The 25,946-nt window shown below is 43.2% G+C and carries 24 protein-coding genes and 1 pseudogene; 19 read left to right on the top strand and 6 right to left on the bottom strand.

The window, feature by feature from the left end; all coding sequences use genetic code 11:
- The first annotated feature begins 182 nt into the window (after positions 1-182).
- From SJY39_RS21870 to rmf, 8 genes are all read left to right on the top strand, one after another.
- Positions 183-5,024, top strand: coding sequence for an NAD-glutamate dehydrogenase (locus tag SJY39_RS21870; protein ID WP_016783652.1), 4,842 nt, complete (start codon positions 183-185; stop codon positions 5,022-5,024).
- 307 nt (positions 5,025-5,331) lie between these two features.
- A complete protein-coding gene (gene pyrD, locus SJY39_RS21875) occupies positions 5,332-6,342 on the top strand; it encodes a quinone-dependent dihydroorotate dehydrogenase (protein ID WP_010440770.1) in 1,011 nt (336 codons plus the stop codon).
- 204 nt (positions 6,343-6,546) lie between these two features.
- A complete protein-coding gene (locus SJY39_RS21880) occupies positions 6,547-7,095 on the top strand; it encodes a cell division protein ZapC (protein ID WP_016767709.1) in 549 nt (182 codons plus the stop codon).
- Between the two features lie 507 nt (positions 7,096-7,602).
- Positions 7,603-9,723, top strand: coding sequence for a bifunctional 23S rRNA (guanine(2069)-N(7))-methyltransferase RlmK/23S rRNA (guanine(2445)-N(2))-methyltransferase RlmL (gene rlmKL / locus SJY39_RS21885; protein ID WP_010440775.1), 2,121 nt, complete (start codon positions 7,603-7,605; stop codon positions 9,721-9,723).
- Positions 9,724-9,749: 26 nt separating this feature from the next.
- The gene (locus SJY39_RS21890) at positions 9,750-10,010 is read left to right on the top strand and encodes a glutaredoxin family protein (protein ID WP_012603885.1); all 261 of its coding nucleotides are present in this window, start codon (positions 9,750-9,752) and stop codon (positions 10,008-10,010) included.
- Positions 9,988-11,904, top strand: coding sequence for an ABC transporter ATP-binding protein (locus SJY39_RS21895; protein ID WP_016767711.1), 1,917 nt, complete (start codon positions 9,988-9,990; stop codon positions 11,902-11,904). The genes SJY39_RS21890 and SJY39_RS21895 overlap by 23 nt, the downstream gene beginning before the upstream one ends.
- Before the next feature lie 9 nt (positions 11,905-11,913).
- Complete coding sequence (locus SJY39_RS21900; protein ID WP_016793367.1) at positions 11,914-13,626, top strand: DUF3466 family protein; 1,713 nt, start codon at positions 11,914-11,916, stop codon at positions 13,624-13,626.
- A gap of 160 nt (positions 13,627-13,786) precedes the next feature.
- Positions 13,787-13,960 carry a ribosome modulation factor gene (gene rmf / locus SJY39_RS21905; RefSeq protein WP_016767713.1) on the top strand — a complete coding sequence of 58 codons (174 nt, stop codon included), beginning with the start codon at positions 13,787-13,789 and terminating at the stop codon, positions 13,958-13,960.
- A 248-nt stretch (positions 13,961-14,208) separates the two neighbouring features.
- Here the strand turns inward: rmf and fabA are convergent, their stop codons facing one another.
- Both fabA and SJY39_RS21915 read right to left on the bottom strand, forming a co-directional pair.
- The gene (fabA, locus tag SJY39_RS21910) at positions 14,209-14,724 is read right to left on the bottom strand and encodes a bifunctional 3-hydroxydecanoyl-ACP dehydratase/trans-2-decenoyl-ACP isomerase (protein ID WP_010440782.1); all 516 of its coding nucleotides are present in this window, start codon (positions 14,722-14,724) and stop codon (positions 14,209-14,211) included.
- A 70-nt stretch (positions 14,725-14,794) separates the two neighbouring features.
- Positions 14,795-16,447: a Lon protease family protein gene (locus SJY39_RS21915; protein ID WP_010440784.1), complete on the bottom strand. Its 1,653-nt coding sequence runs from the start codon at positions 16,445-16,447 to the stop codon at positions 14,795-14,797.
- 189 nt (positions 16,448-16,636) lie between these two features.
- Between SJY39_RS21915 and matP the strand changes: the two genes are divergently transcribed.
- From matP to SJY39_RS21935, 4 genes are all read left to right on the top strand, one after another.
- Entirely contained in the window at positions 16,637-17,092 is a 456-nt protein-coding gene (gene matP, locus SJY39_RS21920) for a macrodomain Ter protein MatP (protein WP_010440786.1), read from the top strand.
- A gap of 21 nt (positions 17,093-17,113) precedes the next feature.
- On the top strand, positions 17,114-17,422 hold the full coding sequence (locus SJY39_RS21925) for a DUF3634 family protein (protein WP_010440789.1): 309 nt from the start codon (positions 17,114-17,116) through the stop codon (positions 17,420-17,422).
- A gap of 104 nt (positions 17,423-17,526) precedes the next feature.
- Positions 17,527-17,838, top strand: a complete 312-nt coding sequence (locus SJY39_RS21930) for a hypothetical protein (protein WP_010440791.1) — start codon at positions 17,527-17,529, stop codon at positions 17,836-17,838.
- A gap of 142 nt (positions 17,839-17,980) precedes the next feature.
- The gene (locus tag SJY39_RS21935) at positions 17,981-19,201 is read left to right on the top strand and encodes a hypothetical protein (protein WP_016767715.1); all 1,221 of its coding nucleotides are present in this window, start codon (positions 17,981-17,983) and stop codon (positions 19,199-19,201) included.
- An 88-nt stretch (positions 19,202-19,289) separates the two neighbouring features.
- Here the strand turns inward: SJY39_RS21935 and SJY39_RS21940 are convergent, their stop codons facing one another.
- From SJY39_RS21940 to SJY39_RS21955, 4 genes and pseudogenes are all read right to left on the bottom strand, one after another.
- A complete protein-coding gene (locus SJY39_RS21940; protein WP_010440795.1) occupies positions 19,290-19,904 on the bottom strand; it encodes a DUF2971 domain-containing protein in 615 nt (204 codons plus the stop codon).
- Between the two features lie 332 nt (positions 19,905-20,236).
- Positions 20,237-20,836: a porin family protein gene (locus tag SJY39_RS21945; protein WP_010440796.1), complete on the bottom strand. Its 600-nt coding sequence runs from the start codon at positions 20,834-20,836 to the stop codon at positions 20,237-20,239.
- Between the two features lie 225 nt (positions 20,837-21,061).
- Positions 21,062-21,973: pseudogene (locus SJY39_RS21950) on the bottom strand (ISNCY family transposase); the annotation flags it as partial.
- A 156-nt stretch (positions 21,974-22,129) separates the two neighbouring features.
- Positions 22,130-22,411: a transcriptional regulator gene (locus tag SJY39_RS21955; RefSeq protein WP_192854338.1), complete on the bottom strand. Its 282-nt coding sequence runs from the start codon at positions 22,409-22,411 to the stop codon at positions 22,130-22,132.
- A gap of 131 nt (positions 22,412-22,542) precedes the next feature.
- On the opposite strand from SJY39_RS21955, the gene SJY39_RS21960 reads away from it, so the two are divergent.
- From SJY39_RS21960 to SJY39_RS21990, 7 genes are all read left to right on the top strand, one after another.
- Entirely contained in the window at positions 22,543-22,719 is a 177-nt protein-coding gene (locus SJY39_RS21960; protein ID WP_192854337.1) for a hypothetical protein, read from the top strand.
- Positions 22,709-23,305 carry a hypothetical protein gene (locus SJY39_RS21965; protein ID WP_210452650.1) on the top strand — a complete coding sequence of 199 codons (597 nt, stop codon included), beginning with the start codon at positions 22,709-22,711 and terminating at the stop codon, positions 23,303-23,305. Before SJY39_RS21960 ends, SJY39_RS21965 begins: the two co-directional genes overlap by 11 nt.
- Positions 23,306-23,835: 530 nt before the next feature.
- Positions 23,836-24,075, top strand: a complete 240-nt coding sequence (locus SJY39_RS21970) for a hypothetical protein (protein WP_210452649.1) — start codon at positions 23,836-23,838, stop codon at positions 24,073-24,075.
- Entirely contained in the window at positions 24,065-24,535 is a 471-nt protein-coding gene (locus SJY39_RS21975) for a hypothetical protein (RefSeq protein WP_372275458.1), read from the top strand. The genes SJY39_RS21970 and SJY39_RS21975 overlap by 11 nt, the downstream gene beginning before the upstream one ends.
- Positions 24,525-25,013 (top strand): hypothetical protein, encoded by a 489-nt coding sequence (locus SJY39_RS21980; RefSeq protein WP_210442818.1) that lies wholly within the window; start codon positions 24,525-24,527, stop codon positions 25,011-25,013. Before SJY39_RS21975 ends, SJY39_RS21980 begins: the two co-directional genes overlap by 11 nt.
- Positions 25,000-25,701, top strand: coding sequence for a hypothetical protein (locus tag SJY39_RS21985; protein ID WP_016787087.1), 702 nt, complete (start codon positions 25,000-25,002; stop codon positions 25,699-25,701). The genes SJY39_RS21980 and SJY39_RS21985 overlap by 14 nt, the downstream gene beginning before the upstream one ends.
- A gap of 106 nt (positions 25,702-25,807) precedes the next feature.
- A complete protein-coding gene (locus SJY39_RS21990; protein ID WP_016787086.1) occupies positions 25,808-25,939 on the top strand; it encodes a hypothetical protein in 132 nt (43 codons plus the stop codon).
- The last annotated feature ends 7 nt before the right edge of the window (positions 25,940-25,946 follow it).

Below are 25,946 nucleotides of genomic sequence, written 5' to 3' on the forward strand. Positions count from 1 at the left end.
AAACATTTCACCTCCTACCACCTCCAAAACAATTAACTATTTTTCAATAATGCTTTTACAATAAATGAATGCATTACCTTTACTTAACTCGTTAGTAGAAAAGCGCTCAACAGCGAGTTTCAAACACCAGATTAAGTGATCCCCCTAATAATAAAATATAATTCTAATTGTGGAGTGTGACTATGACCGCACGTGAAACTGTGGTTCCAGTTTTACTTGAAAAAGTTTACAAACTGATTCAAGACAAACTTGACCTTGCTCATCGACCTCTCGTAACTCAACTTGCTCAACACTTGTTTAGTAATGTTTCTCACGACGACTTGACTCAGAGAAACGAATCCGATTTATATGGTGCTGTAGTTAGCTTATGGCATCACATCAATGAAAAAAAAGCCGACGAAATCTCTGTTCGAGTATTTAACCCAACAGTAAGTCGTCAAGGTTGGCAGTCTACTCACACAATCGTAGAGATTGTAGTACCAGACAGCCCATTCCTGGTTGATTCAGTAAAAATGGCATTAACCCGTCTCGATCTTTCTTCTCACCTTATGCTTCACAACCCAACTCAAATATCTCGCTCTGATAAGGGCAGTGTTGTCGGCGTTAGCAATAACGAAGGTGCATTCCAATCGCTTTTCCATATCGAAGTTGACCGTCTTAGCAGCAAAGCTGAAATGACAGCGCTCAAAACGGAACTGCTGGATATTTTTACCGACACTGGGCTTGTTGTTAACGATTGGCTGAAAATGGTAGAAAGACTTGGAGAAGTTACTAACCAAGTTGAAGAGCAGAAAGATACCATTCCTGTCGACAGCCAGCGCTTTGATGAAACATTGGCATTTCTTCGTTGGTTAGGTGAGCACAACTTTACGTTTATGGGCTACAAGGAATATGACCTTGTTTCTGTGAATGGCGACACTGAATTGCAACCGACTAAAGAGCAAGGCCTTGGTTTGTTCGCAAATTCAGATCGCGTTCGCAATGTTAAGCTGTCTGAATTTTCTGACTCGGCACGTCTAGAAGCGAAAAAACCTTATGTACTTATCGTAACTAAAGGTAACACGGCTTCTCGCATTCATCGCCCAGCTTACAATGACTACATTGGCATTAAGAAATTCGACAAGAACGGTAAGGTCATTGGCGAGCACCGCTTTACAGGCCTTTACACTTCAGCCGTTTATAACCAAACCGTTGAAAGTATTCCTCTAGTTCGTGAAAAAGTAGAGCGTATCTTAGACGCGAGTGGTTACCGTGAGGGTTCATATTCTTACAAAGCACTGCACAATATTCTTGAAAACTACCCACGAGATGAATTGCTTCAAGCTCGAGAAGAAGAGCTACTCGAAGTGGGCACTGGTGTCGTACAAATGCAAGATCGTGATCTTCTGCGCTTGTTTGTTCGCAAAGACCCGTTTGGCCGTTTCTTTAGTTGTATGGTTTACGTAACAAAAGATCGTTACAACACTGAGCTTCGCCGTCAAACACAACGCATCTTGAAGCAGTACTTTGGTTGTGAGCAGGAAGTGGAATTCACAACATACTTCTCTGAAAGCCCACTGGCGAGAACGCATTATATTGTTCGTGTTGATAACAACAACATGGATGTGGACGTGAAAACAATTGAGCAAAATTTAATGGAAGTATCGTCTACATGGGATGACCGTCTCTCTGAATCAATCATTGCAAACTTTGGTGAAAGCAAAGGCCTTCCATTGTCGAAAGAGTATATGCGTGCATTCCCACGTTCGTACAAAGAGGACATGATGCCAGGCTCAGCTGTTGCTGACATCGAACGTTTAGAAGCGTTAAGTGTAGACAACAAACTGGGTATGCTTTTCTACCGTCCTCAGGAAGAAGCGGCGGATTCAAAAGCCGTTCGTTTGAAGTTGTTCTATCACAGTGATGAGCCAATCCACCTTTCAGATGTAATGCCAATGCTTGAAAATTTTGGCCTGCGCGTTATCGGTGAATCTCCATATGAAGTCCGTAAAACCAATGGTGTGACATATTGGATCTTGGATTTCTCAATGCTGCATAAGAGTGACAAGACAATTGATCTTCGTGAAGCTCGTGATCTTTTCCAACAAGCGTTTGCGGCAATTTGGGCGGGCGAGTTAGACAGCGATGGTTTCAACCGCTTGGTGCTAGGCGCGGGTCTTTCTGGTCGTGAAATTTCAATTTTACGTGCTTATGCACGCTACATGCGCCAAGTTGGCTTCCCATTCAGTCAACAATATATTGAAGACACACTGTCTCATTACCCAGATTTAGCAAAAGGTCTAGTCAGCTTATTTGGCAAGCGTTTTGATCCTAAACTCAAGGGTAGCGCGAAGGGCCAACAAGATCTTATCAAGAAGATCACTGAGCAGTTGGATCACGTAGAAAGCTTGGATGATGATCGTATCATTCGTCGCTACATGGAAATGATCACTGCCACGCTGCGTACTAACTACTACCAAGTAGATGAAAATAAGCAATCTAAGCCTTGGTTGGCTCTGAAAATGAGACCAAGTGAGATTCCAGATATCCCGGCACCGGTTCCTGTATTTGAGATTTTCGTTTACGCACCGGACATTGAAGGTGTGCATCTACGTGGCGGCAAAGTTGCGCGTGGTGGTTTACGTTGGTCAGACCGTCAAGAGGATTTCCGTACGGAGATTCTAGGCCTAGTTAAAGCACAGCAAGTTAAGAATACGGTGATTGTGCCCGTTGGTGCAAAAGGTGGTTTCGTTTGTAAGCGTCAGCATATGATGTCTGGCCGTGATGAAATCTTCGCTGAAGGTCAACGTTGTTATAAGCGCTTCATCCGTGCATTACTCGACGTATCAGACAACATCATCGAGGGTGAGGTTATCCCACCTAAGAGCGTCGTTCGTCATGATGAAGACGACCCATATTTAGTTGTTGCTGCGGATAAAGGTACCGCGACATTCTCAGATCTGGCTAACTCAGTTGCTGCAGAGTACAACTTCTGGCTAGGAGACGCGTTTGCATCGGGTGGTTCTAATGGTTATGACCATAAAGCCATGGGGATTACAGCAAAAGGTGGTTGGGAATCGGTTAAGCGTCACTTCCGTGAGATGGGTATTAACTGTCAAACCACAGACTTCACTGCGATAGGTGTTGGTGATATGGCTGGTGACGTGTTTGGTAACGGCATGCTGTTATCTAAGCACATCCGTTTACAAGCTGCGTTTAACCACATGCACATCTTCATTGATCCTAACCCAGAATCAGCGTCAAGCTGGGTAGAGCGTGATCGTCTATTTAATCTACCTCGCTCAAGCTGGGAAGATTATAATAAAGACCTGATTTCTCAAGGTGGTGGCATCTTCTCTCGCCGAGCGAAGTCTATCTCTCTGACACCTGAAATACAGAAAATGCTGGGCACGAAGAAAGCATCAATGGCACCAAATGACTTGATCAAAGCGATCCTGTCTATGAACGTTGATCTACTTTGGAACGGTGGTATTGGTACTTATGTTAAGTCTTCAAGCGAGACTCATACTGATGTAGGTGACCGTGCAAATGACGTTCTACGTATCGATGGTCGCGACCTAAAGGCCAAGGTTGTTGGCGAAGGTGGGAACTTGGGTATGACTCAATTGGGTCGTATTGAATATGCTCTAACGGGCGGTCGAGTTAATACTGACTTCGTTGATAACGTTGGTGGTGTAGACTGCTCGGATAACGAAGTTAACATTAAGATCTTCTTGAATGGTTTGGTGTCTAATGGTGATCTAACCGTCAAACAACGTAACCAAGTTCTTGAGTCTATGGAAGACGAAGTAGGCGAAATCGTACTAGACGACGCATACTGCCAAGCCGAATCTATTTCGGTTACTGAGCACCAAGGTGTTGGCTTAGTCAAAGAGCAAATCCGCTTTATTCACACAATGGAAAAAGCAGGGTACTTGGATCGTGGTTTGGAATATATCCCAGATGACGAAACATTGCTTGAGCGCGAAAAGCAGGGTCAAGGCCTAACAAGACCAGAGCTTTCTGTACTTGTTGCTTACGGTAAAATGGTACTTAAAGAAGATCTTGTGAGTGATGATATTGCGAATGATGAGTTCCATGCTCGACAGTTGATGCAATACTTTCCAACTGCGTTACGTCGTAACTACTCTCAGCATATGGATAACCATCCATTGCGTGCAGAAATCATTGCGACTGCACTCGCTAACCAAATGGTTAACGAAATGGGATGCAATTTTGTGACTCGCTTGCAAGAAGAGACGGGCGCAAATATTGTAGATATCGCTAATGCTTACGCAGCATCTCGCGAAATCTACGGTTTAGGTCAGGTGCTTAAGAGTATTCGTGAACTCGATAACATCTCAAGCTCTGAAGCTCAATACGAGTTGCTTTACCATGTACGCCGTACTCTTCGTCGACTCGCTCGTTGGTTGCTAAGAAATCGTACAGGTAAGCAATCGGTGAATGCATTGATTGAGTTATACCAAGGTGATGTAGTTACGATAACTGAGAATCTGGATGAAAATCTTGTGGCTTCAGAAGTAGAAGAGCATCAAGCAATGGCTCAAGTGTGGATTGACCAGGGCGTGAATGCAGAACTGGCTAATTCAGTCGCACGTTTGTCTAGCTTATACTCAGCGCTGGATATATCCACAGTAGCTCGTGAAACCGGTAAAACAGTACAACAAGCGTCTAAGCTTTACTTCAACCTTGGCGACCGTTTGTCATTGCACTGGTTCTTGAAGCAAATCAATGGCCAAGCTGTAGACAACAACTGGCAAGCACTGGCGCGTGCAGCATTCAGAGAAGATCTGGATTGGCAACAACGTCAGTTAACTGGCCAAGTACTCAACTGTGGTTGTGCTTCGGACATCGATGTGATTAAAGCGCTTGATGATTGGATGGAAAATAACTCTGTTTCTCTACATCGCTGGGAAAGTATCTTGAACGAATTCAAAGTAGGTTCGGTTCACGAGTTTGCTAAGTTCTCAGTGGCATTGCGTGAATTGATGCTGTTAAATCTTAATTGCATGTCTAAAGATTAGCGATTAGATAAAGACGATAATACAAAGGCAGGCCATAAGGTCTGCCTTTTTTGTTTGGAAAAGTCGAACTACTCATTTGATTGAGTGATTATGCTTAGGTTAAAGGGAACAAAGTGAAGTAGTAGGGTGAATGATACTCAAACTCAGCGAGTGTTTATAGAAACGGTATCGTTTGCTTAATAAAGAACCTCATTCGCTAACAAACTCGATTATCTTACCCCTACAGACAGTAATAGATTGAATAGTTGAGTAAATAAGTAAATAATATCGCCCCGTTTACACGGGGCTTTTTTCTATCGGAGGCACAATGCTTTACCGTCTAGCCAGAACTGGCTTTTTCCAACTTGATGCCGAAAAGGCACATGATCTTGCAATTCAAAATTTCAAACGCTTCACAGGCACACCTATTGATCTTTTGTATCGCCAACAGTTACCTCACCGACCTGTAGAATGCATGGGTCTTACTTTTAAAAACCCAGTTGGCCTTGCTGCTGGCCTAGATAAAAACGGCGAATGTATTGATGCATTTGGCGCAATGGGTTTTGGTTTCGTTGAAGTCGGGACTGTTACTCCTCGTCCACAAGCGGGTAACGACAAACCTCGTTTATTCCGTCTTGTTGAGGCTGAAGGTATCATCAACCGCATGGGCTTCAATAACCTAGGCGTCGACAATCTGATTGAGAACGTTAAGAAGTCAAACTACGACGGCATCTTAGGTATCAATATCGGCAAGAACAAAGACACACCAATTGAAAAGGGCGCAGAAGATTACCTGATTTGTATGGAGAAGGTATATCAATACGCGGGTTACATTGCTGTGAATATCTCTTCACCAAATACTCCTGGACTTCGTTCTCTGCAATACGGTGAAGCTCTAGACGATCTGTTGTCTGAACTTAAAGCGAAACAATCTGAACTGGAGGAGAAGCATGGCAAGTATGTTCCTCTTGCTCTTAAGATTGCTCCGGATCTAAGCGACGACGAGATTAAACAAATTTGTGAATCATTGGTCAAAAATGAGATTGATGGTGTGATCGCAACCAACACGACGTTGGATCGTTCAATTGTTGAAGGCATGAAGCATTGCGATGAAGCGGGTGGCCTTAGTGGGCGTCCAGTTCAATCTCGTAGTACAGAAGTGGTTCGTAAACTTCACGAAGAACTTGGTGACAAACTGCCGATCATTGGGGTAGGTGGCATTGACTCTTATGTCGCAGCAAAAGAGAAAATGATGGCAGGTGCTAAACTTGTCCAAGTTTATTCTGGCTTTATCTATAAAGGCCCAGGTCTTGTAGGCGATATTGTCAAAAATCTATAGTTCGTAAAATCGATCGTAGTCAAAGGCTATAATCCGGTATCGTCTTACTAAAAGAGACACTGTAACTCAATGAGTTGTAGAGAAAAGCGATAAGAAAGAGGAATTCATTTCCTCTTTTTTTTTGCCTATTGCTCAGTAAAATTACTGTAATTGAAGGTAATTTTGCGTTTTACCTAATGGAATGGTTCAACAGTGTGAGACGAAATGATGCTTAAACCTAGCGATACATGGAATTGGTATTACGATGAGCAGCAATGTTCATTAATGCTAAGCCTCGGAGAGGATATGATTTTCAAAACGAATCTGGTCCGCAATAAGCTGGTGGACTGCGCGTTTAGAGATAATGAATTCACCGTTGATGACGCATCCTCATACCAAACCTTCAAAGAACAAATTTCTGGCTTAGAACTGTCTGAGCCTCGTCAAGCTGAACTTGCACTTTATTGTGTGGCAGCAAAGCGCTTCCACAAGCCTGTGCAGCCTAAGAGTTGGTTTTTCGACTCACAAGGTACAGGCCATGAACACCCTCAAGAAGGGGACATAGTACAAATGAGTAACGAGCATAGCTTAGGTTACTTCATCGTACTAGAAGTGGGAGAGTGTGCGAGCCTATGTGCTTTTGTAGACCTAGAAGAGTTCTTACTTACCCCTTCAAAAGGACTTCGATTTGGTGACTCTATTAAGGTGATGCATGACAGAATGGTAAACGCGAACGCTATTCTTCATCACGGCCACATAGCGATGGTCGGTTAAGCTCCAATCTAGAGCATTATTTCTAGCACATATTACAGCGCACAATTCACAAAACCTTCCTCAGAATCGGCTTAATAGCCGATTTTTTTGTGCCTAAAAAACCTCATTCTGATAAATACATCACCTGTTATCCATTTAAATAGTGAACACTCGACTATTTTTTCGCCTTAATTCCTGCCTGTTTTTATCACCAAAAGTGTAAATAACTCGAATTTATTCCTTGTTTATTGTCATTTGTAGCTAACTTTCACTCATAAATTTAACCTGGTATATACCAATTTTGATGTGAATATAAATTCAAATCACCACTTTGGGCGATGTTAGGTCACAAATCATGTTGGTTTAGTAAGTCTTATGTCCTAAGGGAATGTGGGTAAGCGATCGCTTCGACACTGTGCACTTGCTAGCCAGTTAGTCGAAAGATTCAATGAAAAGACGAGTTTAGTGTGATGCTCTGGTAATAAATTCAGGTATAATCGAACTCATTTTTATCAATAAAAGAACACTATGAATCAATATCTAGCGGTTACCTCAAATGGCCTTGAGAATTTATTAGTTGAAGAACTAACCCAACTAGGGATTACAAACGCAAAACCTGTTCAAGCAGGTGTTAAATTCAAAGCCACCAATGAGCAAATTTATCGTTGTTGTTTGTGGAGCCGTTTGGCTTCTCGATTTGTACGTGTCCTTTCTGAATTCACTTGTATGGACGACATGGATTTGTACCTATCAACCACAGCGGTTAACTGGGTAAATCAATTCCATAGCTCTAAGCGTTTTGTTGTTGACTTCAATGGTACGAACAACGAAATCCGTAATAGCCAATACGGTGCGATGAAAGTAAAAGATGCCGTTGTTGATTGCTTTGAGAAGAAGTCTTTACCTCGTCCTTCTATTAGCAAAGAGAACCCAGACATTCGTATCCACGTTCGTTTACACCGTGATAAAGCGATTCTTGGTGTTGATATGGTAGGTAGCGGTCTTCACCAACGTGGTTACCGTCCTGAATCAGGTCGAGCACCACTACGTGAAACTCTTGCTGCCGCGATTCTTCTTCGTAGTGGTTGGGACGCAACTAAGCCTTTCCTAGATCCAATGTGTGGTTCAGGTACGTTAGTGATTGAAGCGGCGATGATGGCTGCAAACATGGCTCCAGGTGTTAAACGTCAGAAGTGGTGTTTTGAATCACTAGAAGATTTCGAACCAGAGCTATGGGCTGAAGTGAAAGCTGAAGCGAACGTTCAAGGTCGTCGTGGTGTTAAGAAAGTGGAATGTAAGTTCTATGGCTACGACAATGATGAACGTATGATCAAAACTGCGCGTGACAATGCTCGTCGTGCCGGTGTTGAAGAGTTGATTGAATTCGAAGTAGGCGATGCTGCAAAGCTTAAGCGTCCTACAGAGTTTACTGATGGTGTGATTGTTTCTAACCCGCCTTACGGTGAACGTCTTGGTACCGAGCCGGGTCTTATTGCTCTTTACACAGCATTCGGCGCGCAGCTTAAAGCTGAATTTGGTGGTTGTAACGCGTCTATCTTTTCTAGTTCAGACGAACTACTTAGCTGTTTACGCATGCGTGCAGAAAAACAGTTCAAATTGAACAACGGTGCGTTACCGTGTCACCAAAAAAACTATTCAATTTCAGATCGTCCGATGTCAGAACGTCCAACGGGCGAGCAAGAACAGCTGATTGCGCCTGATTTCGCAAACCGTCTTAAAAAGAACATCGGTAAAATTGGCAAGTGGGCTAAGAAAGAGCAATTAGATTGCTACCGTATCTATGATGCTGACTTACCAGAATACAATGTAGCGATTGATGTATACCCAGGCCACCTTGTGATTCAAGAATACGCAGCGCCTAAAGATGTACCAGAAGATAAAGCAAAGCGCCGTCTAACCGACATTATCCGTGCTTCTATTCAAGTAACGGGCGTTGAAGCAAACAACGTGGTTCTTAAGGTTCGTCAGAAGCAGAAAGGCCGTTCTCAATATCAAAAAATGGCTCAAGATTCATCTAACCTAGAAGTGAACGAGTACGGCGTTAAACTCATTGTTAATCTTCATGATTACTTAGATACAGGCTTGTTCTTAGACCATAAGATCACTCGTCGTCGTATCGGTGAGATGGCTGCAGGTAAAGATTTCCTAAACCTGTTTGCTTACACTGGCAGTGCATCTGTTCATGCTGCAGTAGGTGGCGCACGCTCTACAACAACGGTTGACATGTCGAATACCTACCTTGAGTGGGCAAAGCAGAACATGGAGCTTAATGGTCGTGTTGGTCGTCAACATCAGTTTGTGCAAGCTGACTGCTTACAATGGTTGGTTAAAGAGCAGGGTTCTTACGATCTGATTTTTATTGATCCACCTACGTTCTCAAACTCTAAGCGTATGGATCAATCTTTCGATGTTCAACGTGATCACATTCAGTTGATGGAAAACCTTAAGCGTCTTCTTCGTGAAGAAGGTACGATTGTGTTTTCCAACAACAAGCGTCACTTTAAGATGGATCTAGAAGGTCTAGAAGCGTTAGGTCTTAAAGCTCAGAATATCTCAGCTAAGACGCTTCCATTAGATTTCTCTCGTAATAAGCATATTCATAACTGCTGGTTGATTACACACAAATAATCAAAGAGATTGTATAAGGATATAGAGTGCTGACTCTCTACAGTACAGAAGGGTGCCATCTATGTGAGATGGCATTCAAACTCACGGAACAGTTAAACATTAGCCATCACGTCAACGTTGTCGACATTGCATTTGATGATGAGCTCTTTTCCCGTTACGGGGTCACTATTCCGGTGCTCAAATTTGAAAGCTCTGACTTCTCTCAAAGCTCAGAGCTTAACTGGCCATTTGGCTTGTTAGAACTTAATGATTGGTTAAAAAAGAATGGCATTACTTACAATTCATAACGGGCAATTAGCGTTTGGCGATCACCCGTTATTAGATCGTGCGGACTTTGCACTGCAAGAAAATGAACGTGTGTGTTTAGTAGGGCGCAATGGCGCGGGTAAGTCTACGTTGATGAAGATCCTGTCAGGGAATATCATCATGGACGACGGTAAGATGCAAATCACACAAGATGTAGTTGTATCTCGCTTAGAGCAAGATCCCCCGCGTAATGAGCAAGGTACCGTCTATGACTACGTTGCTGGTGGCTTAGCTGAAATTGGCGAGCAACTGAAGATCTATCATGATCTTTTGGATCTCATTGGTACTGACCCAAGTGAAAAGAACCTAAACCGTCTTACTCGTGTTCAAGAGCAGTTAGATCACGCAAACGCATGGCGTTTCGAAGATCGTGTAAGTAACGTAATGGCGGCGCTTAAGCTGACTGCTGAAACCAAACTGACCGATTTGTCTGGTGGTTGGCAACGTAAAGCTGCGCTTGCGCGTGCATTAGTGTGTGATCCAGACGTTCTACTTCTAGACGAACCGACTAACCACTTGGATGTTGCAACTATTGAATGGTTAGAAGGCTTCCTGAAAGACTTCCGTGGTTCAATCATCTTTATCTCGCATGACCGTGCGTTCATTAAATCGATGGCAACACGTATCGTTGATCTTGATCGCGGTAAACTGAGCTCTTTCCCGGGGGATTACGAAAACTACCTATTAGAGAAAGAAGAAGCGTTGCGTGTTGAGGAAATGCAGAACGCTGAATTTGATAAAAAGCTTGCTCAAGAAGAAGTTTGGATTCGTCAGGGTATCAAAGCTCGTCGAACTCGTAACGAAGGCCGTGTGCGTGCTCTCAAGAAGCTGCGTGAAGAACGTATCAATCGTCGTGAAGTGCAGGGTAAAGCGGTTATCCAGATTGATGATGGTCAACGCTCAGGCAAGATTGTATTCGAAGCAGAAAATCTTAACTTTGGTTTTGAAGGCAAAGAGATTGTTAAAGACTTTAGCTTCAACATCATGCGTGGTGATCGTATTGCTCTGATCGGTCCTAATGGCTGTGGTAAGAGTACGGTGCTTAAACTGCTTCTTGATCAACTTAAGCCAGATTCAGGTCGCCTGCATTGTGGTACTAAGCTGGAAGTGGCTTACTTCGACCAATATCGTGAAATCCTAGACCCTGAGAAGTCTGTAATTGATAATCTAGCGGATGGTAAGCAAGAAGTGACAGTAGGCGGCCGTGAGCGCCATGCGCTGAGTTACCTGCAAGATTTCTTATTCTCTCCTAAACGTGCTCGTACTCCTGTAAAGGCACTATCTGGTGGTGAGAAAAACCGTCTGTTATTAGCTCGTATCTTCCTTAAGTCGAACAACTTATTGATTCTCGATGAGCCGACCAACGATCTAGATATAGAAACTTTGGAACTTTTAGAAGATTTGCTTGCCAACTATCAGGGTACTCTTCTTTTAGTGAGCCACGATCGTCAGTTTGTTGATAATACGGTGATGACAAGTTGGATCTTTGAAGGTAATGGCGTTATTGAAGAATTTGTTGGTGGTTACCATGATGCTCAGCAGCAAAGAAAGCAGGCATTAGAGTACCGACAGGTTGAAAAGCCATCAAAGCCCGAGAAAGTAGTTGAGGAAACTCCCAAAACTGCGCCAGTTAAGGCTAAACCTAAGAAGTTATCGTATAAGCTACAACGAGAACTAGAAGCGCTACCAATGCGTTTAGAAGAATTGGAAACTCAAATTGAAACTCTTCAGGAAGAAGTCAACGATCCCAGCTTCTTTTCAAAATCTGTAGAGCAGACACAACCAGTTTTAGATAAGCTATCTGCAGCAGAGCAGGAGCTTGAAGTTGCTTTTGAGCGCTGGGAAGAGCTCGAGGCACTACAACAGGAAAGTTAAGAAGTAATAATGACTTGTACTAAATTTAAATTAACTACAGTTGCAGCATTAGTTTTAGCTGCAACTAATGCCAATGCTGCGCTTTACAAGGTCGTTGAAGTCACTCCTTCAATTACAGGTGCCTCTGAAATCTATGGTGTGGCGATTCAACCTGGTGTTGCGACAGACGGGACGAATGAGCTTGCGTTAGGTTGCTTCGATTCAGCTGCGACTAACTGTACCGATAGTGCATTTAAACTTGCTGGTGAGACTCGCGATACGCTTGAAGCGGTAAGTTATCGTGAAGAAGTACCATTCGCAATGGATGCACCATTTCAGTACATTCAAGAGCGTGATGATTTCGAAAACTATTGTTATCGAGAGCTGAGATATTCTACATGTGAAAGTTGGGCTGAAAACCGTTGGAATGACACTTGGAGTAAGGAAAGAAATGACCTTACTTACGTAAATGCGAAAGCGTTTGTTGAAGGTGGGGATACTTTTGAAACTCGCAATACGGTAATCAATTCTTTAGATGAGAATGCCCAACCTGTGGGGATCAAATCCAAAGATGATATTCGCAATAATGCATTGTTTACGACGACAGCGGCGCCAACTGGAGCTTCAGAAACTCGTGCTTGGAAAGCGATAACGGCAAGCAACGGTACCGTTTACAATGTAGGTAGTATCTCTGAAGAGTTTGATCCGACTGACACTTCTGAACCAGATAAGGCGTTTGCTTCTAAAGCGGCAATTTGGGGTGGCACAACAACAAAAGAAATTGATTGGGTCAGAAGTGGTAATGCCCAACAAGGCGATTATTTTGCTCAAGGCAGTATGCGTTCAATTGTTGAGTCGAGTTCGATCTTTTATGGTGTCGGTTACAACACTGTAGATGGGAATGGCGACCTTCAAGACATGAACGCAAGTGTTTTTGTTAGTGATTCATTAGACATTTCAGGCTCTTGGTCAACGAAAGTTATTAGCGGTGCAGAGGTTAAGTCTGGTTCATCTAACGATGATGCAAGATACAGTAACTCCGTTGCTACTGACATCAACGATAACTTGTTTGCTGTGGGTTATTCTAAGCGTAATGGTTTTGTACCAGAGAGCGGTAGTGCAGGTAACAAGATTTTCGTTGTTACGGATGCATCTGCAGTGACTCCGACGGCAACATACCTGTCTGGTGGTATCTTCTTTGGTGGCTCAAGTGGTGAAGCTAAAGCCGTTAACAACTTCAATGAGTTTGTCGGTCAAATAGATGCAGAAACCACTCGTGAGGTTGATGGTAGTGAGCGTAGACATAGAGGCTTTATCTACCCATACAATGTCGACTCCTCGAAAGATGAGCGTCGTGTAGACATCTTTAATGGCCAAGCTTGGTGGTTAGATGATCTAACAAATGACGGCAACGCGTCTGGAGATAACAACAAGTTCAGAATTATTGATGCTTCCGATATCAATGATGCAGGTGTGATCTCAGCTACAGCTATCAAGTGTACCGTTGGTGGAACAACACAACCATACGATACAACGTCACATAACTCGTATTGTGGCGGTGCAGCAACTAATGCAGTTGAAGAGGTTGTTGCTGTTAAGTTGATTCCTATCGCTGGTAAAGGTAAAGCCGATATCCAAACTCGCAGCGCTGATACAGAAAAAGTTGATCGTCAAGGCGGTAGTCTAGGTTGGTTAACTTTGACTGTTCTTGGTCTATTAGGGTTCCGTAGAAAATTTAAATAATTTTATCTCTTGAGCCCGAGTTCACATTTCTGAATTCGGGCTTTTTTTCGCCTTGAGAAAAGTAAAAAATTGTTCGATTCTTAAAGTTGGAGTCACAAAAACTCCGCTAAGTTGTAATCATTGTATGTTAGTAAATCAACACCCGTATGAGGACTGCACTATGAAGAGACAAAAGCGTGATCGACTAGAACGAGCACAATCTCAAGGCTACAAAGCTGGTTTAAATGGTAGGTCGCAAGAAGCTTGCCCATACAGCCAAATGGATTCTCGGTCTTATTGGTTAGGTGGTTGGCGTGATGCCAAAGATGATAAAAATGCAGGACTCTATAAATAGATAGGGCGCAAAGAATTCAAGGTCAAGGCTCCATTGTTGATTGAAACATTGGAGCCTTGTTAGTTTCAGACGAGTGCTAAGCTCCCCAGAGCTATAAAGTATTATAGTTTCGCTATCACAAGTGCGTTTTGCTGGTGGATTTAACTTATTTCATATTTAGGTCTAGGTATCCTGATGCACTATAACTGATTTTATTGGAGCAAAAATAAAGCAGCCTTTGGCTGCTTTATTAAAATACATCAAGCCGATTAGAACGCTGACGTATCTTGGAAAAGGCCAACTTTCAAGTCTTTAGCAACATAGATCTCTTTACCATCAACAAGTACGCGACCATCAGCAAGGCCCATAACTAGGCGACGGTTAACAACACGCTTCATGTGGATCTCGTAAGTTACTTTTTTCGCTGTAGGTAGAATTTGACCTGTGAATTTCACTTCGCCTACACCTAAAGCTCGGCCTTTACCTTTGCCGCCAACCCAACCAAGGTAGAAGCCAACAAGCTGCCACATTGCGTCAAGGCCTAGACAACCAGGCATTACTGGATCACCAGGGAAGTGACAGTCGAAGAACCATAGGTCAGGAGTAATATCCAGTTCAGCAAGAATCAAACCTTTACCGAAATCACCTTCAGTTTCAGACATTTTAGTGATGCGATCCATCATCAACATGTTCGGTGCTGGTAGTTGAGGACCTTCTGGCCATAGTTCGCCTTGGCTTGATGCTAGAAGATCTTCGCGAGTGTAAGAATCACGTTTGTTTTGCATTATCAATTACTCCGATTTTTGATAGGTGCATATTAGTGAACAGGTGTACGCTAAACAAGTCCGATCAGTACTAGACAAACCAGTTTTTGATGCGTCCAACAATTCCAATAGGGTGCTCATGTCTTTCAAAGTTTTCAATACGTTCCGCGATTTTACTCAGAACGCTTTCTTGTTCATCGTCTCTAAATGGTTTGTTCATAATCAGAGGAATCGCTTCATCTACATTAGAAACAGACCAAATATGGAATTCTTCATTTTTGATGCTTTCAATAAGGTCAGGTTTAAGAGCCAGATGCCTTAAGTTAGATTTTGGAAGGATCACGCCTTGCTCGCCGGTTAAGCCATTGTGCTTACACACATGATAGAATCCTTCGATTTTCTCGTTTAACCCACCAACCGCTTGTACACGACCAAACTGATCGACAGCCCCTGTTACCGCAATATGCTGATTGATAGGGTACTCAGAAAGCGCACTCACTAGAGAGCACAGTTCAGCAAGAGAAGCGCTATCGCCATCAACTTCACAATACGACTGTTCAAACACCACAGAAGCTGCGTACGGCAGGGGATCTTCAAGGTTTAGTGCACTGCTAACAAAAGCTTGCATGATCATCATCCCTTTAGCGTGCAGGTTCCCACCAAGCTCAGCTTTACGTTCAACGTCAGCAATGTCGCCATCACCGAAGTGAATAACACAAGAAATACGAGCGGGTTCCCCATAAGAGACAGGGTGTCCAGGCACATCGATAACAGTTAATCCATTTACTTGACCAACTTGTTCACCTTCAGTTTCGATAATGACCTGTCCATCTCGAATATCATCAAGAGCGCGTTCAGGTAGATACGACTCTCGGTTATATTTGTGTTGTAATGCTTGTTGGATATGGTGAATATCAATCTCACCGTTGCTCGCTTCCACGAGTGCTTCGTTCAATAGCGCATTGTGCCAAATTGGGCACAGCGGGATATAACTTTGATCTTCAGTTTCTCTTGCTCCGGCGGTAAGAATCCCCGTCAACGCTTGCTGTGTGATGTTAGGTAATTCATAGCGTTGCTGAAGCCACTTTAGATATCCAAGATATTGCGTCAAAGTGTCTTGTGAAAGCTTGATGTCTTGCTCAATTTCACTGAACAGGCAAAACCCTGTTTGAATATCACTGTCGAGATAATCAAGGTCACCTAATTGAGCTCTGTCTCCAACAACAATGAGTTTAATGTTGTAGGCAAGGGGTAAAGTAGGTGATTGATTTAAGTGTTCAGGATTACTACTGACCGGCTCTACAGCTTCACCAAGCAGGGCTGATTTTAGCAACAACCAGCTTCCAGGATTCGCTAAGATCAAGTTAGCTGAAACGATCAAATAGCCGTTGTTTGCTCTTGCGAGTAAGCCGGGTTTTGTCACGATGACTTTACCGTCTTTTGATTGAACTTGATCAAACAAAGAAACAGCATTTAAAGATTCGGTTTTTATAACCGGCAGAGTGTGATCATCTAATGCAGTGACTAAAGATTCAACAATCATTTGACGATAGATTGAGTTGTCCTGGGCGTTTACAAGTAAAACACGCGAAAGGTTGGACAAGCGGACAAAGCGGGTTAGCGCATCGTTAAATCGATGTTGAATGTCTGAAAATGGGAAAGGCGAGATGTCAGGGAATTGCTCTAATTGAGCACTATATTCGTCATACTGAGGCGTTACATGTCGCCAATCTACTTGAGTCATTTAGGTTTCTGATTATGGTAATAAGGTACGGAGTATATAGAAAAACCAATCTCGCTTGTAGCTCTATGTTGTAGTTACTAATCACTAAGCTAATATAAGTATGATCTTGGTCTATTCTTTCAAGACAATAATTGTTAATTAGCCCGCTTTGGGTTACGCTGTCACTAGGTTTTACACTCGAGATTAGACATGAAATATCAGCAACTTGAAAACTTGGAATGTGGTTGGAAATGGAACTATTTGGTCAAGAAATGGAAAGAAGGCGAATCGATCACTTGCCATATTGATTCAAGCGAAGCTGACGTTGCTGTACAAGCCTTATTGAAGCTTGAACACCAACCTACAGGCGTTCTCGAATGGATCTCTAACAACATGTCTCCTGAGCTCGATAACAAGCTTAAACAAGCGATCAGAGCGAAGCGAAAACGCCATTTCAATGCTGAACAAGTTCACACAAAAAAGAAATCAATCGACCTTGATTACCGCGTCTGGGAAAAGTTATCTCAACGCGCGAACGAATTGGGCTGCACGTTATCGGATGCCATTGAATACCTTGTGAGCGAAGCCTCTCGTAGTGAGCAGGCTAGTAAGACAGTAACAAGCCTTAAAGAAGACTTGAGTAAACTTCTTTCTGACGACAAGTAATCATCAATAAGTGGTGACATTATGATGTATGTAATCTTAATCGGTGCAGTCTTGGTTTTTTGGTTAGTGGCAATAGATAGACCCGTATTGAAAATCAAATTCAACGACGGCGTTATTGAACAGGTTAAAGGTCATCTTCCTCCGAGTTTTAAGCATAACCTTCAAGAAATTGGTAATAACAACGCCTTTAAAGGTGAACTAAAAGTGTACGCAAAACGCTCTGGCTATAATCTTAAGTTCACTAAAGAGGTACCTAAAAATGTTCAACAACGTATTCGTAACGTGTTTCCGCACAACGGCTTCAAGTCTAGAGGTTCAAAGAAAGCGTAATTGTCGAAAATTAAGCCTCGGTTGGTGAATAGCCATACTTAGTTAGTCCTCAATTTATCTCAATTACTTGCATACTGTTCTCCAACTTAATAATTGAGACCAGTATGAAATACCTAATATTCTTTTTTTATTTCTTATCCTTACACGTACTCAGTGATGATGCATTGACTAATCCAGTAGCAAAGAAGATTAAAGCGACTGTCATCAAAGGAGTCAGCAAGAGCAATGTTGACGTAGTGGGCTATTGCGACCTGATGATTGAGATGAAGCATTTCAAAGGCTATACAAGAATCAAAAGAGTAAGAACATCGGGCGATCCTCAAATCTGTAAACAGGCCAAAAAGCATTTACCAAAAAAGAAAAAGTACAAATACAGCTTTCCTGAGAAGTTTATCCGGTTACATATCACAGAATGATAGCTATAACGCACTATAACTAGATAATCTTAATTTAATTGAAACAATTTCGTGAACCAATCTCTGATTTCCATTAATATTAGTTTTATTATAAAGGCAGAATATGCAGACGAAAAACACTTAGGGCAAAGGAAAGTCACGGTTGTTGTTAGCAAATAAAAATTACACTCCGGAAGTCATTGAGATTTCTAGAAAGGTCTCAATTAATATTGAGGCTCGCTTTAATCGATGGTTAATCTCTCCAGAGTATAAGCTTGAGCAAGCCACAGTAGACACATTACTGAGTTTAGAAAATCGATACTGTGATAGCGTCATATTCGATGAGTGTGACCGAATATCTCACAATCAACGTGTTTTGCTGCGTTGTGAGCAGGACAGAGTTAATGCACATCGAGAGAAAGTCGTCGCGAAGCAACAAACATTGCGATACGTTATCGATGATGTGAGCAATGTCGCCTCAGCTCTGATGCTGGAAAAGCTTCAAAGCACCTTAATAAGTTCTTTGTTTTCTGATCTACCAGATTACAATCAATTCGCTAGTACTGCTTATTCGCCATCCTTAAATTTTTCTAAGCTCCATGAGATATCGGCCAAAAGTAGGTCATTGAGCTCAAGCTTAATAGAGTTTGTTTCTAACCGTGAATTCACAGACAAGTACGGTAAGAAAGCAAAGGTCATTCTTGACCCCAAAGTTGCAGCACGACAGATAGGAATTGAAAATTGCCGTTTATTGTTTCCTTTACTGATGAGCCAGCAGCTTATCAAGTGGAATGATGGCAATATTAAACATATCGTCCCTAAGGTCTGGCAACATCTAGTAGTAACGTCAAACGTGACGCGACTTCGACTTCAAGAAACCTCAGTAAAAGAGCCTAATGTTGGTATCCTTCTTGGTGTGTTGAGAGTGCTGCCTTTGTTCTTAATTTGTAACCACTTTTCTTCAACGTTTGAAGATGCACTAGTGAAAACTATGTTGGGTTACCGAGATGCAAGTGACAAGCATGATGAATATTACGCTTGCACTGAAGTACTACCAAACACACAGTTTCTTGAGGCTATGGTAGAGCAATTGGAACTCAAATTACTTAAAAATCTTGTTGATTTCATTGACTGGAGCCCAAGTAACCAATTTATAAAGCGTGCGCTTCTTGAGGAAGTTAATGATATTCCTGCTCTTGAACGAACGGTTTATGGCGCAGCACTGGCTCAAGGAAGGAAGTTTTCTATATATGAGGCGTTAGATAATAGTGATTTGTTCAACGCTAAACATCGCCCGTATTGGTTCTCTACAGTGCAAATGGCAGCGGCGACGATTAGCCAGGTACAAAGCAAAGTTCCAGGCAAGTTAACGACTCATATGTAGGTGTAGAAAACCAAAAGAGCCACAATTTATGTGGCGATTATTGTTGCGGTGTAACTTTTTATAATGCCATATTCCGTGATAGTAGAGCTTAGTTCATTGCTTGGAAAGTAAATGAATTCTGCTGAGCAATAGCATGCTTGACTGGAATGCCGAGGCTTTGGCATGTCATCAGAACTTTCAGTTTCCTATCAACAGGAGCGTGTTCCGAAAGAATCACAGATCTCAAGCATTCTCTATTCAGATACAATTTATGCCCGACAATCTCTTCATTAGGCAGTACCCATCGATATTCTTGTTCGTAACGCCAATTTGCATGCTTAATCTTAAACAGTTCGGCTCCCAGTTTAGCTGTTTTCAAATGAGTCTTGAAGTCGATGATAGGAGACGAATTAAAAATGGTTGGGTCATCTTCATACTGGACTTCAAAGCAGTTGAGTTTAGCTCTGCCACGATAAAAATTAAGATCATATTCGATACACATACCTTTAAAATTATCGCCATATTGTGACCACAATATAGGGTGGTCACTGGACTGAGAAAAGCACATGACTTTGAAATCGTTTTGAAGGTTTTCGTTGAACGCATGGTTAGATTCAAAAGGGTTATTAAAGGTTTTCGCGTAATCAAACCACAGCGAGCATTCAGATATCGATTGTATATTTCTATCATTAAGGGATCTGAACTTATAAAGCTTGGGTAACATATCAAACACCTATTTTACAAAATTGCCTGATGTTAACATTTTAAATTACAATGTAAGTGCGAATGCATTGCATTTGATTGCTTAAGTGCCTTGTTTGTTCTTATAACTGATTGATAGATCAAAGTTTAAACACAAAATAGCTTCTGTTGTTAGTAGTTTGTTTTGCAATGTTTATCGTTAGCGTTGATGTATTGTGGAGAAAGATACAACGTAACGGAATAGAGTGCACAGGTAGGGTTAAAAAGCATGGATAAACTCAATTTAACGATTAACTCAAAGCCGAACTAAATGAGTTCGGCTTAATTTGTATAGTTCTTCATATTGAAGGTGGTTTAAAAGTGGTACCTTGCGCCAAGGTAAGCAGTTTGAGGTGAGACATCTATAGATTCAATTTCGACCTGTGCAAAGCGATAGCCAACATGAATGTCAATATTGTCTGTAACTATGGCGCCAAACTCACCACCAACTTGGTAACCAACTTCTGATTTAGAGTCGGAGGTTCCAAAGGCACGCGCTTCCATGTCCATAGAGCCTATACCAGCTAGAAGGGATACGTATAAATCTAATACATCACCTTTAACAATGAATTTTGGTTTTACGTTTAAGAAGAAAGCTTGTCCTTCAATATCCATTACATCACTAAAGTTCACTTTACCTATTTTTCGGTATTCAGCTTCTACTCCTAGTTTTACAACATCGTGGGTATTGAATTCATAACCTCCAACTAAATTATAACTAAGGTCGGATAGGTCAGATGAATCTTCAATTGCACTCCCGCGATATTCTAATTCAGTTTCATTATAAAAACCGATATCAACTCCAGTATAAAAGCTACCAAGATCTTTAGAAGGTTTTTCATTGTCATTAGCAAGAGCCTGAGAGCTGATACCAAAAGCGGTGAAGAAGGATAGAGCGACCATGCGGATTTTCATATTAAGCCTTTAATATAATGAGTTATTTATCTGGGGAATATGTTATCAAATACAAGCTTTTTAAATCAATGAGAATGCCCGTTAACTATCTGATTTTTAATGCTTATCATTAATAAAAACATCAATACCGTAGTTTTTTAACGGGTGAGATCAGACAATTTAATTATGTTACGATGTAACTTATTGTCGGATGGTCATTTAGCAAATATCGTCGAGTCCTTACTTTGACTCTCGAACCTGACGATGCATGTTTTTCAGGTATTGAGCGGGCTTAGCAAAGCGATGGATAAAATCGTCGATGAAGTAGGGAAGCCAGGCGTTGGCTTGTTCGATGGTGTCGATACTTTGTAAGCGCATCTCTTTAACCAGTCGGTCTTGCAGCGTGAGGTTGGCTCGCTCAACGCGGCCTTTAGCTTGAGAGCTCTTGGCACAGATGAGTTCTATGGCCAGTTTTTTCAACACACGGCCGTATTGAGTTTGGCCAACTTGTTTGTGTTTCTCCTGGTTCACTCGAAAAATAGAGTGCTTGTCACTGTAAAATGCGATGGGTTTACCGTGCTCATTAAGGTATTCATGCGTGGTCATCATGTAGTCAAACGCGGATTCTGTCTTGCTGAATCTTAGGTTCATCAGACGGCCAGTCGCATCATCAATGAACACCAATAGGCAGCATTTGTCACAGCGGCCTTCAAACCAGTCATGATGGGATCCGCCAATTTGGATAAGTTCACCCAAGCAATCACGACGGTAACGAGGCTGATAGACCCGAGGTTTGCGTTGTGAATGTGGAAGCCACAGTCCGTCGGCGATCATCCATTGACGTAAAGTTTCGTTTGATATGGGCAAGTTGTGCAGCTCAGATAACTTTTCTTGAGCGAGTGTTGGTGAGAAGTCGCTGTAGTTTTCACGGACAAGGCTTAGCACCGAGTTTCGATAACCACTTGAATAACGATGATTGCTAGGCTTACCGCGAGCGCGATGAGCCAATCCGCTCGCACCGTATTTACGAAGTCGGTTCATCAGGCGTTGGATGTGAAGGACATTCAAGCTGAGGATCTCGGCAGCATCAGCCCGACGTATCCGTCGCTGACACACATCTTCAATTACTTTAAAACGATTGATCTCTGAATCACTCATAGTCAGCAGCATGTTGTTATGTCCATAGCGTTTACCAATATCAATTAAGCCAGTGGTGATGAGCTAAAGGGACATTTTAACTTTGGAAAATAGTGACATTACAACTTTGCGCTTACAGCCTAACTGCGTATTATGTATATGCGGGTAAATCAAAATCTAGTCTTTCGTCTCAGGCCAAGATTCTCTTAATGCATTGATAATTCTTGGTTTTTTACTCTTGTCTATTAAAAGGCCAAGGACAACATTTTGATCCGATTCTTCCAAAAGATCAGCGCATAGGAAGGCTGTAGACCAGTCTAACATACGTTTCCCTTTTCTCATCGAACACAAACTTCCACAAGAAATCGATAGTTTTTTCGCAAGTTGGTACTCGCTAGTCAGAGCGTACTTAGCTTTGACACGATTCAATATTGCATTTGTGTAAGTGAAATCTTCCATCCTGCAGCCTCCTAACTGAGTTCATACTAGGGCGGTTTCTATAAAAAATCATCGGTTCCCAAATTTGCAACTACGAAAAAAATTGTATTAAGTTGACCTCTATCGTGGTGTAGCGGGTTTGTTGAGGTCATATGAAGAATTCAACATCGTCAATTGGTGGAATACTTGATGAGGCAGAGAAAGAAGCAAAGTCTGGTGAGTATTCGAATAGCTTACGACTAGTGATCGTGTCACTTCGCAAATTGATGGCTAAGCCCGCCAAAGTAAAACGAACTCTGAAAGAGAAAAAAAACAATCATGAGTGCTAGGGCTCCATTATCAAACGTCCGTTATAAAAGAAGTGCACGCCCTTTGGCTGCACTTAATCGTGATCGCTGGAGAAAGTTACTCGAGAACCCCTCACAATATGACTATCTGCTGTCTCATTCGGGTAAATCGACACAGCGTCAATACTTAACCGATATTGGCCGAGTGATGGACTACTTGGTGAGTGAGCTTGAGTTCCGGACTTGTAAAGTCGGAGTGGTGACCGCTAAAGGTTTCTTGCTTAGAACTTGGGCGAATGTAGCCAAAGGCACTGGTTTACCGGAATGGCGCGTTAAACAGTGCGTGAGTTACGCGAAAGACCGAGGGTGGATCACCTCCAAGCAACCTCGAGAGAACATCAACGGCGACTGGTATGGATTGGCGTCCATCAAGCGCATCACCGACAAGTATTTCCGTGATCTCGGCTTAAACGTGGCCTACGCGAACGCCAAACAAGCCGCGACTAAGAACCTCAAGAAAATGGCCGCCTCAACCGGTGTACACATCCGTTACCTCCTCACACCGATCACGTTACTGCGTAAGTTTGCACGTCGTAGTACTCAACGTCATGACAGTACTGTGCCTTAAGATCAAAGCTCAAACTGTGCCTCGATCCGTCTGAACCCCGATTGCTCGGGGTTTTTCGTCTTTATTCCTCTCAAATTTCATCGATTGAAAGCGGTGGTTATGCCGTTGTGGATAACCCGCTCGCTAACCGGTGTTTTAGCGCATTAACTACTCCATGAGCTCAGTCTTTGAGATCACAACGCATAGTCTAAAGACTAATGATCTATCTAAAGATAGATGTAAGGGACAGTTACTGTTACCCCGTGAAAAACGGGGATAACTTGATAAAGGAAGCGGCTCATCGAGCTCGCCAGCGAGCTGGAGCCTTATGACGCGAGACGTTCGATAGCATGGCGATAAGCACGGTATGCGCGTGTGCTGCAACGGTCATGGAGTCGCTGCGCGACGGTCTATTAGAAAAGCAAAGGCGAAATCGAAGTACACAGTTTGATTTCTTAAACCTATTAAGTTTCATGTTTTAATTGTTATAATCTATTGGTTAACGTCGAGAGACAGGGACACACCAACGTCGTGAGACAGAGGACAACACAATGACAATGCATCAACAGAGCTACCAACAATTGGTCAGCGAGCTGGAGCTCGTTGAACAAACGCTGACCCAAGCGGCTCCGGACTGGAGCACAGTGCCCACCCTCAAGAAACCCCTGGTCGCGATCCAAGCGGCCGAAGAAGCCAGCCAACAGGTGGCGACGACTATCCACTTGCTGAAATCCCTCATGAACAATTTCCATCTTCGCTTGTGCGAACTGGAGGCGAAGCATGGCCAGTAAGAATCCCATTAAAGGTTACATTGCCTGCCCAACGCATGGCTGTGATGAGATCTGCACGGTGCACGCCGTGGGCGAGCATAAGCTCATCGAGGGCGGTGAGCCGCCTAAGAATAAGCGCCGTCTCGGTCAGCTCTATACCATTTGCCCCAGTTGCAAAACCAACCAAAGCGCGGGGAAACCGTTTCAAGATTGGTTACACAACCACATGGTATCGAGTCCAGATAAAGCCACTACTGGTTATAAAACCAGTGCTGATAAAAAGCCTGACCCAAATAAGCCCCAAAAACCGAACGACACCAAGCTCGATAAGGGCTCAAGCAACGCCGACAAACCCAACGATAACCAACCCGAGTCGGTTAATACGCGATTAGGTTGGTCATTGTTGTTGCTGTTAAGCACCTGCGCCTTGTTGTGGTTTGGCTTAACGAAGACCAAGAAAGGAGTCACTCATGAGCAATGAAGCCCCATTCACGCCCGTAGAGAACGAACTGGATGAACGTGATCAACAAGCCGTTGAAGCGGTAGAAACCTTACGTGAAGCTCGAGAGCAAGACGAAGCCGACACCGGCGAAAACCAAGAAGCGGCGCCGGAAACCTTGGGTTTCGGGGAAGAAGACGCGCGCATGATGCTCTCTTACGGTTTAGGTGTGGTGGAGATGACCGTCGGCACCGTGTTTGATGTGCCGTTTGAAATCGACACCCGAGCCGGTAACCAGTGGTTAGACGCTGCATCGCCGATGCTGCAGAAGTACGGACCCGCCGGTTTGAAATGGTTCGGCCAATACCAAGGCGAGTTTGTGTTTGCCATGGCCTCGATGACCTTGATTGGCGGCTGCGCCAAACAAGTGCGCCAACTCAAACAAGCTCAAGAGACGAAAGAGCCCGAGACACCGCAGGAGGTGGACAGTGAAGCTCCCGAATCCAGTGAACAAGAATAACGCCCACAATGCGGAGCACGTTTGTTACATGGGCACCACGGGCAGCTGCAAAACCACCGCCATTCGTCAGCTCAATTTCATTGAGCGTTCGTCTCAAGTGGTGATGTTCGATCCGTACAGTGAGCACATTGAGGCGCCGCTCAAAGGCGTGCGCGTACAAGCGTGCCACAGCTTTGATGAGTTTTACCATAAGGCGTGGTTTGCGAGGAAGAAAAAGGCCGCGTTTCGGTTGGCTCTGGTCGAGCAAGAGCGCACCCGAGAGAACCTTGAGTTGTTTGCCAACATGGTGTGGTCATTGGGTGATGGCCATCATCCGAAAAAGCTCCACTGTGTGATTGAAGAGCTGGCCAAGTTCACCAATACACCATCAAAGCTCGATGGATTAGCCGGCGAACTCTGGACGGGTGGCCGCGGCTTTGGCTTGGTGATGCACGCGACGTTTCAGCGTGGGCAAGAAGTGCCTAAAACGGTGCTCGATGAATCCAAATATGTGTACGTGGGCGCGGTCAGCTCACGGCGTAATGCTAAGTATATCGCGGACTATTTTGATATTCCCATCGAAGCCATTTTGGGACTGCAAAGCTGCGTCGATAGGGAGCATCTAGGGCGTAAAAAGTTTGCCGATTACATACTCAAATCACCGGGTTTAGGCAAGTGGGAACAAGGAAAAATCTACCCCAAGCGATGACGGGTAACCTAATAGGTTTAACTCTTAACCTAACAGGTTCAAGGCTCTGGTCATTTTCCTCTCTATACACCACGTTATCAGCATCAATCACTCTAAAGGAACTCCCATGAGATTGAACGTGAAAAATGTGGCGATTGTCGCCGGAATTGCCGCGGTAACGACGGGTGCGATCGTCTTTGCCGTGAATAATAAAGTCGGTGGCCTCGATAAGTTGTTGGGTCGCTCGGGCTGGTTTTAGAGGGGAA

Source organism: Vibrio sp. R78045 (assembly GCF_042466085.1).
GTDB lineage: Bacteria > Pseudomonadota > Gammaproteobacteria > Enterobacterales > Vibrionaceae > Vibrio > Vibrio cyclitrophicus.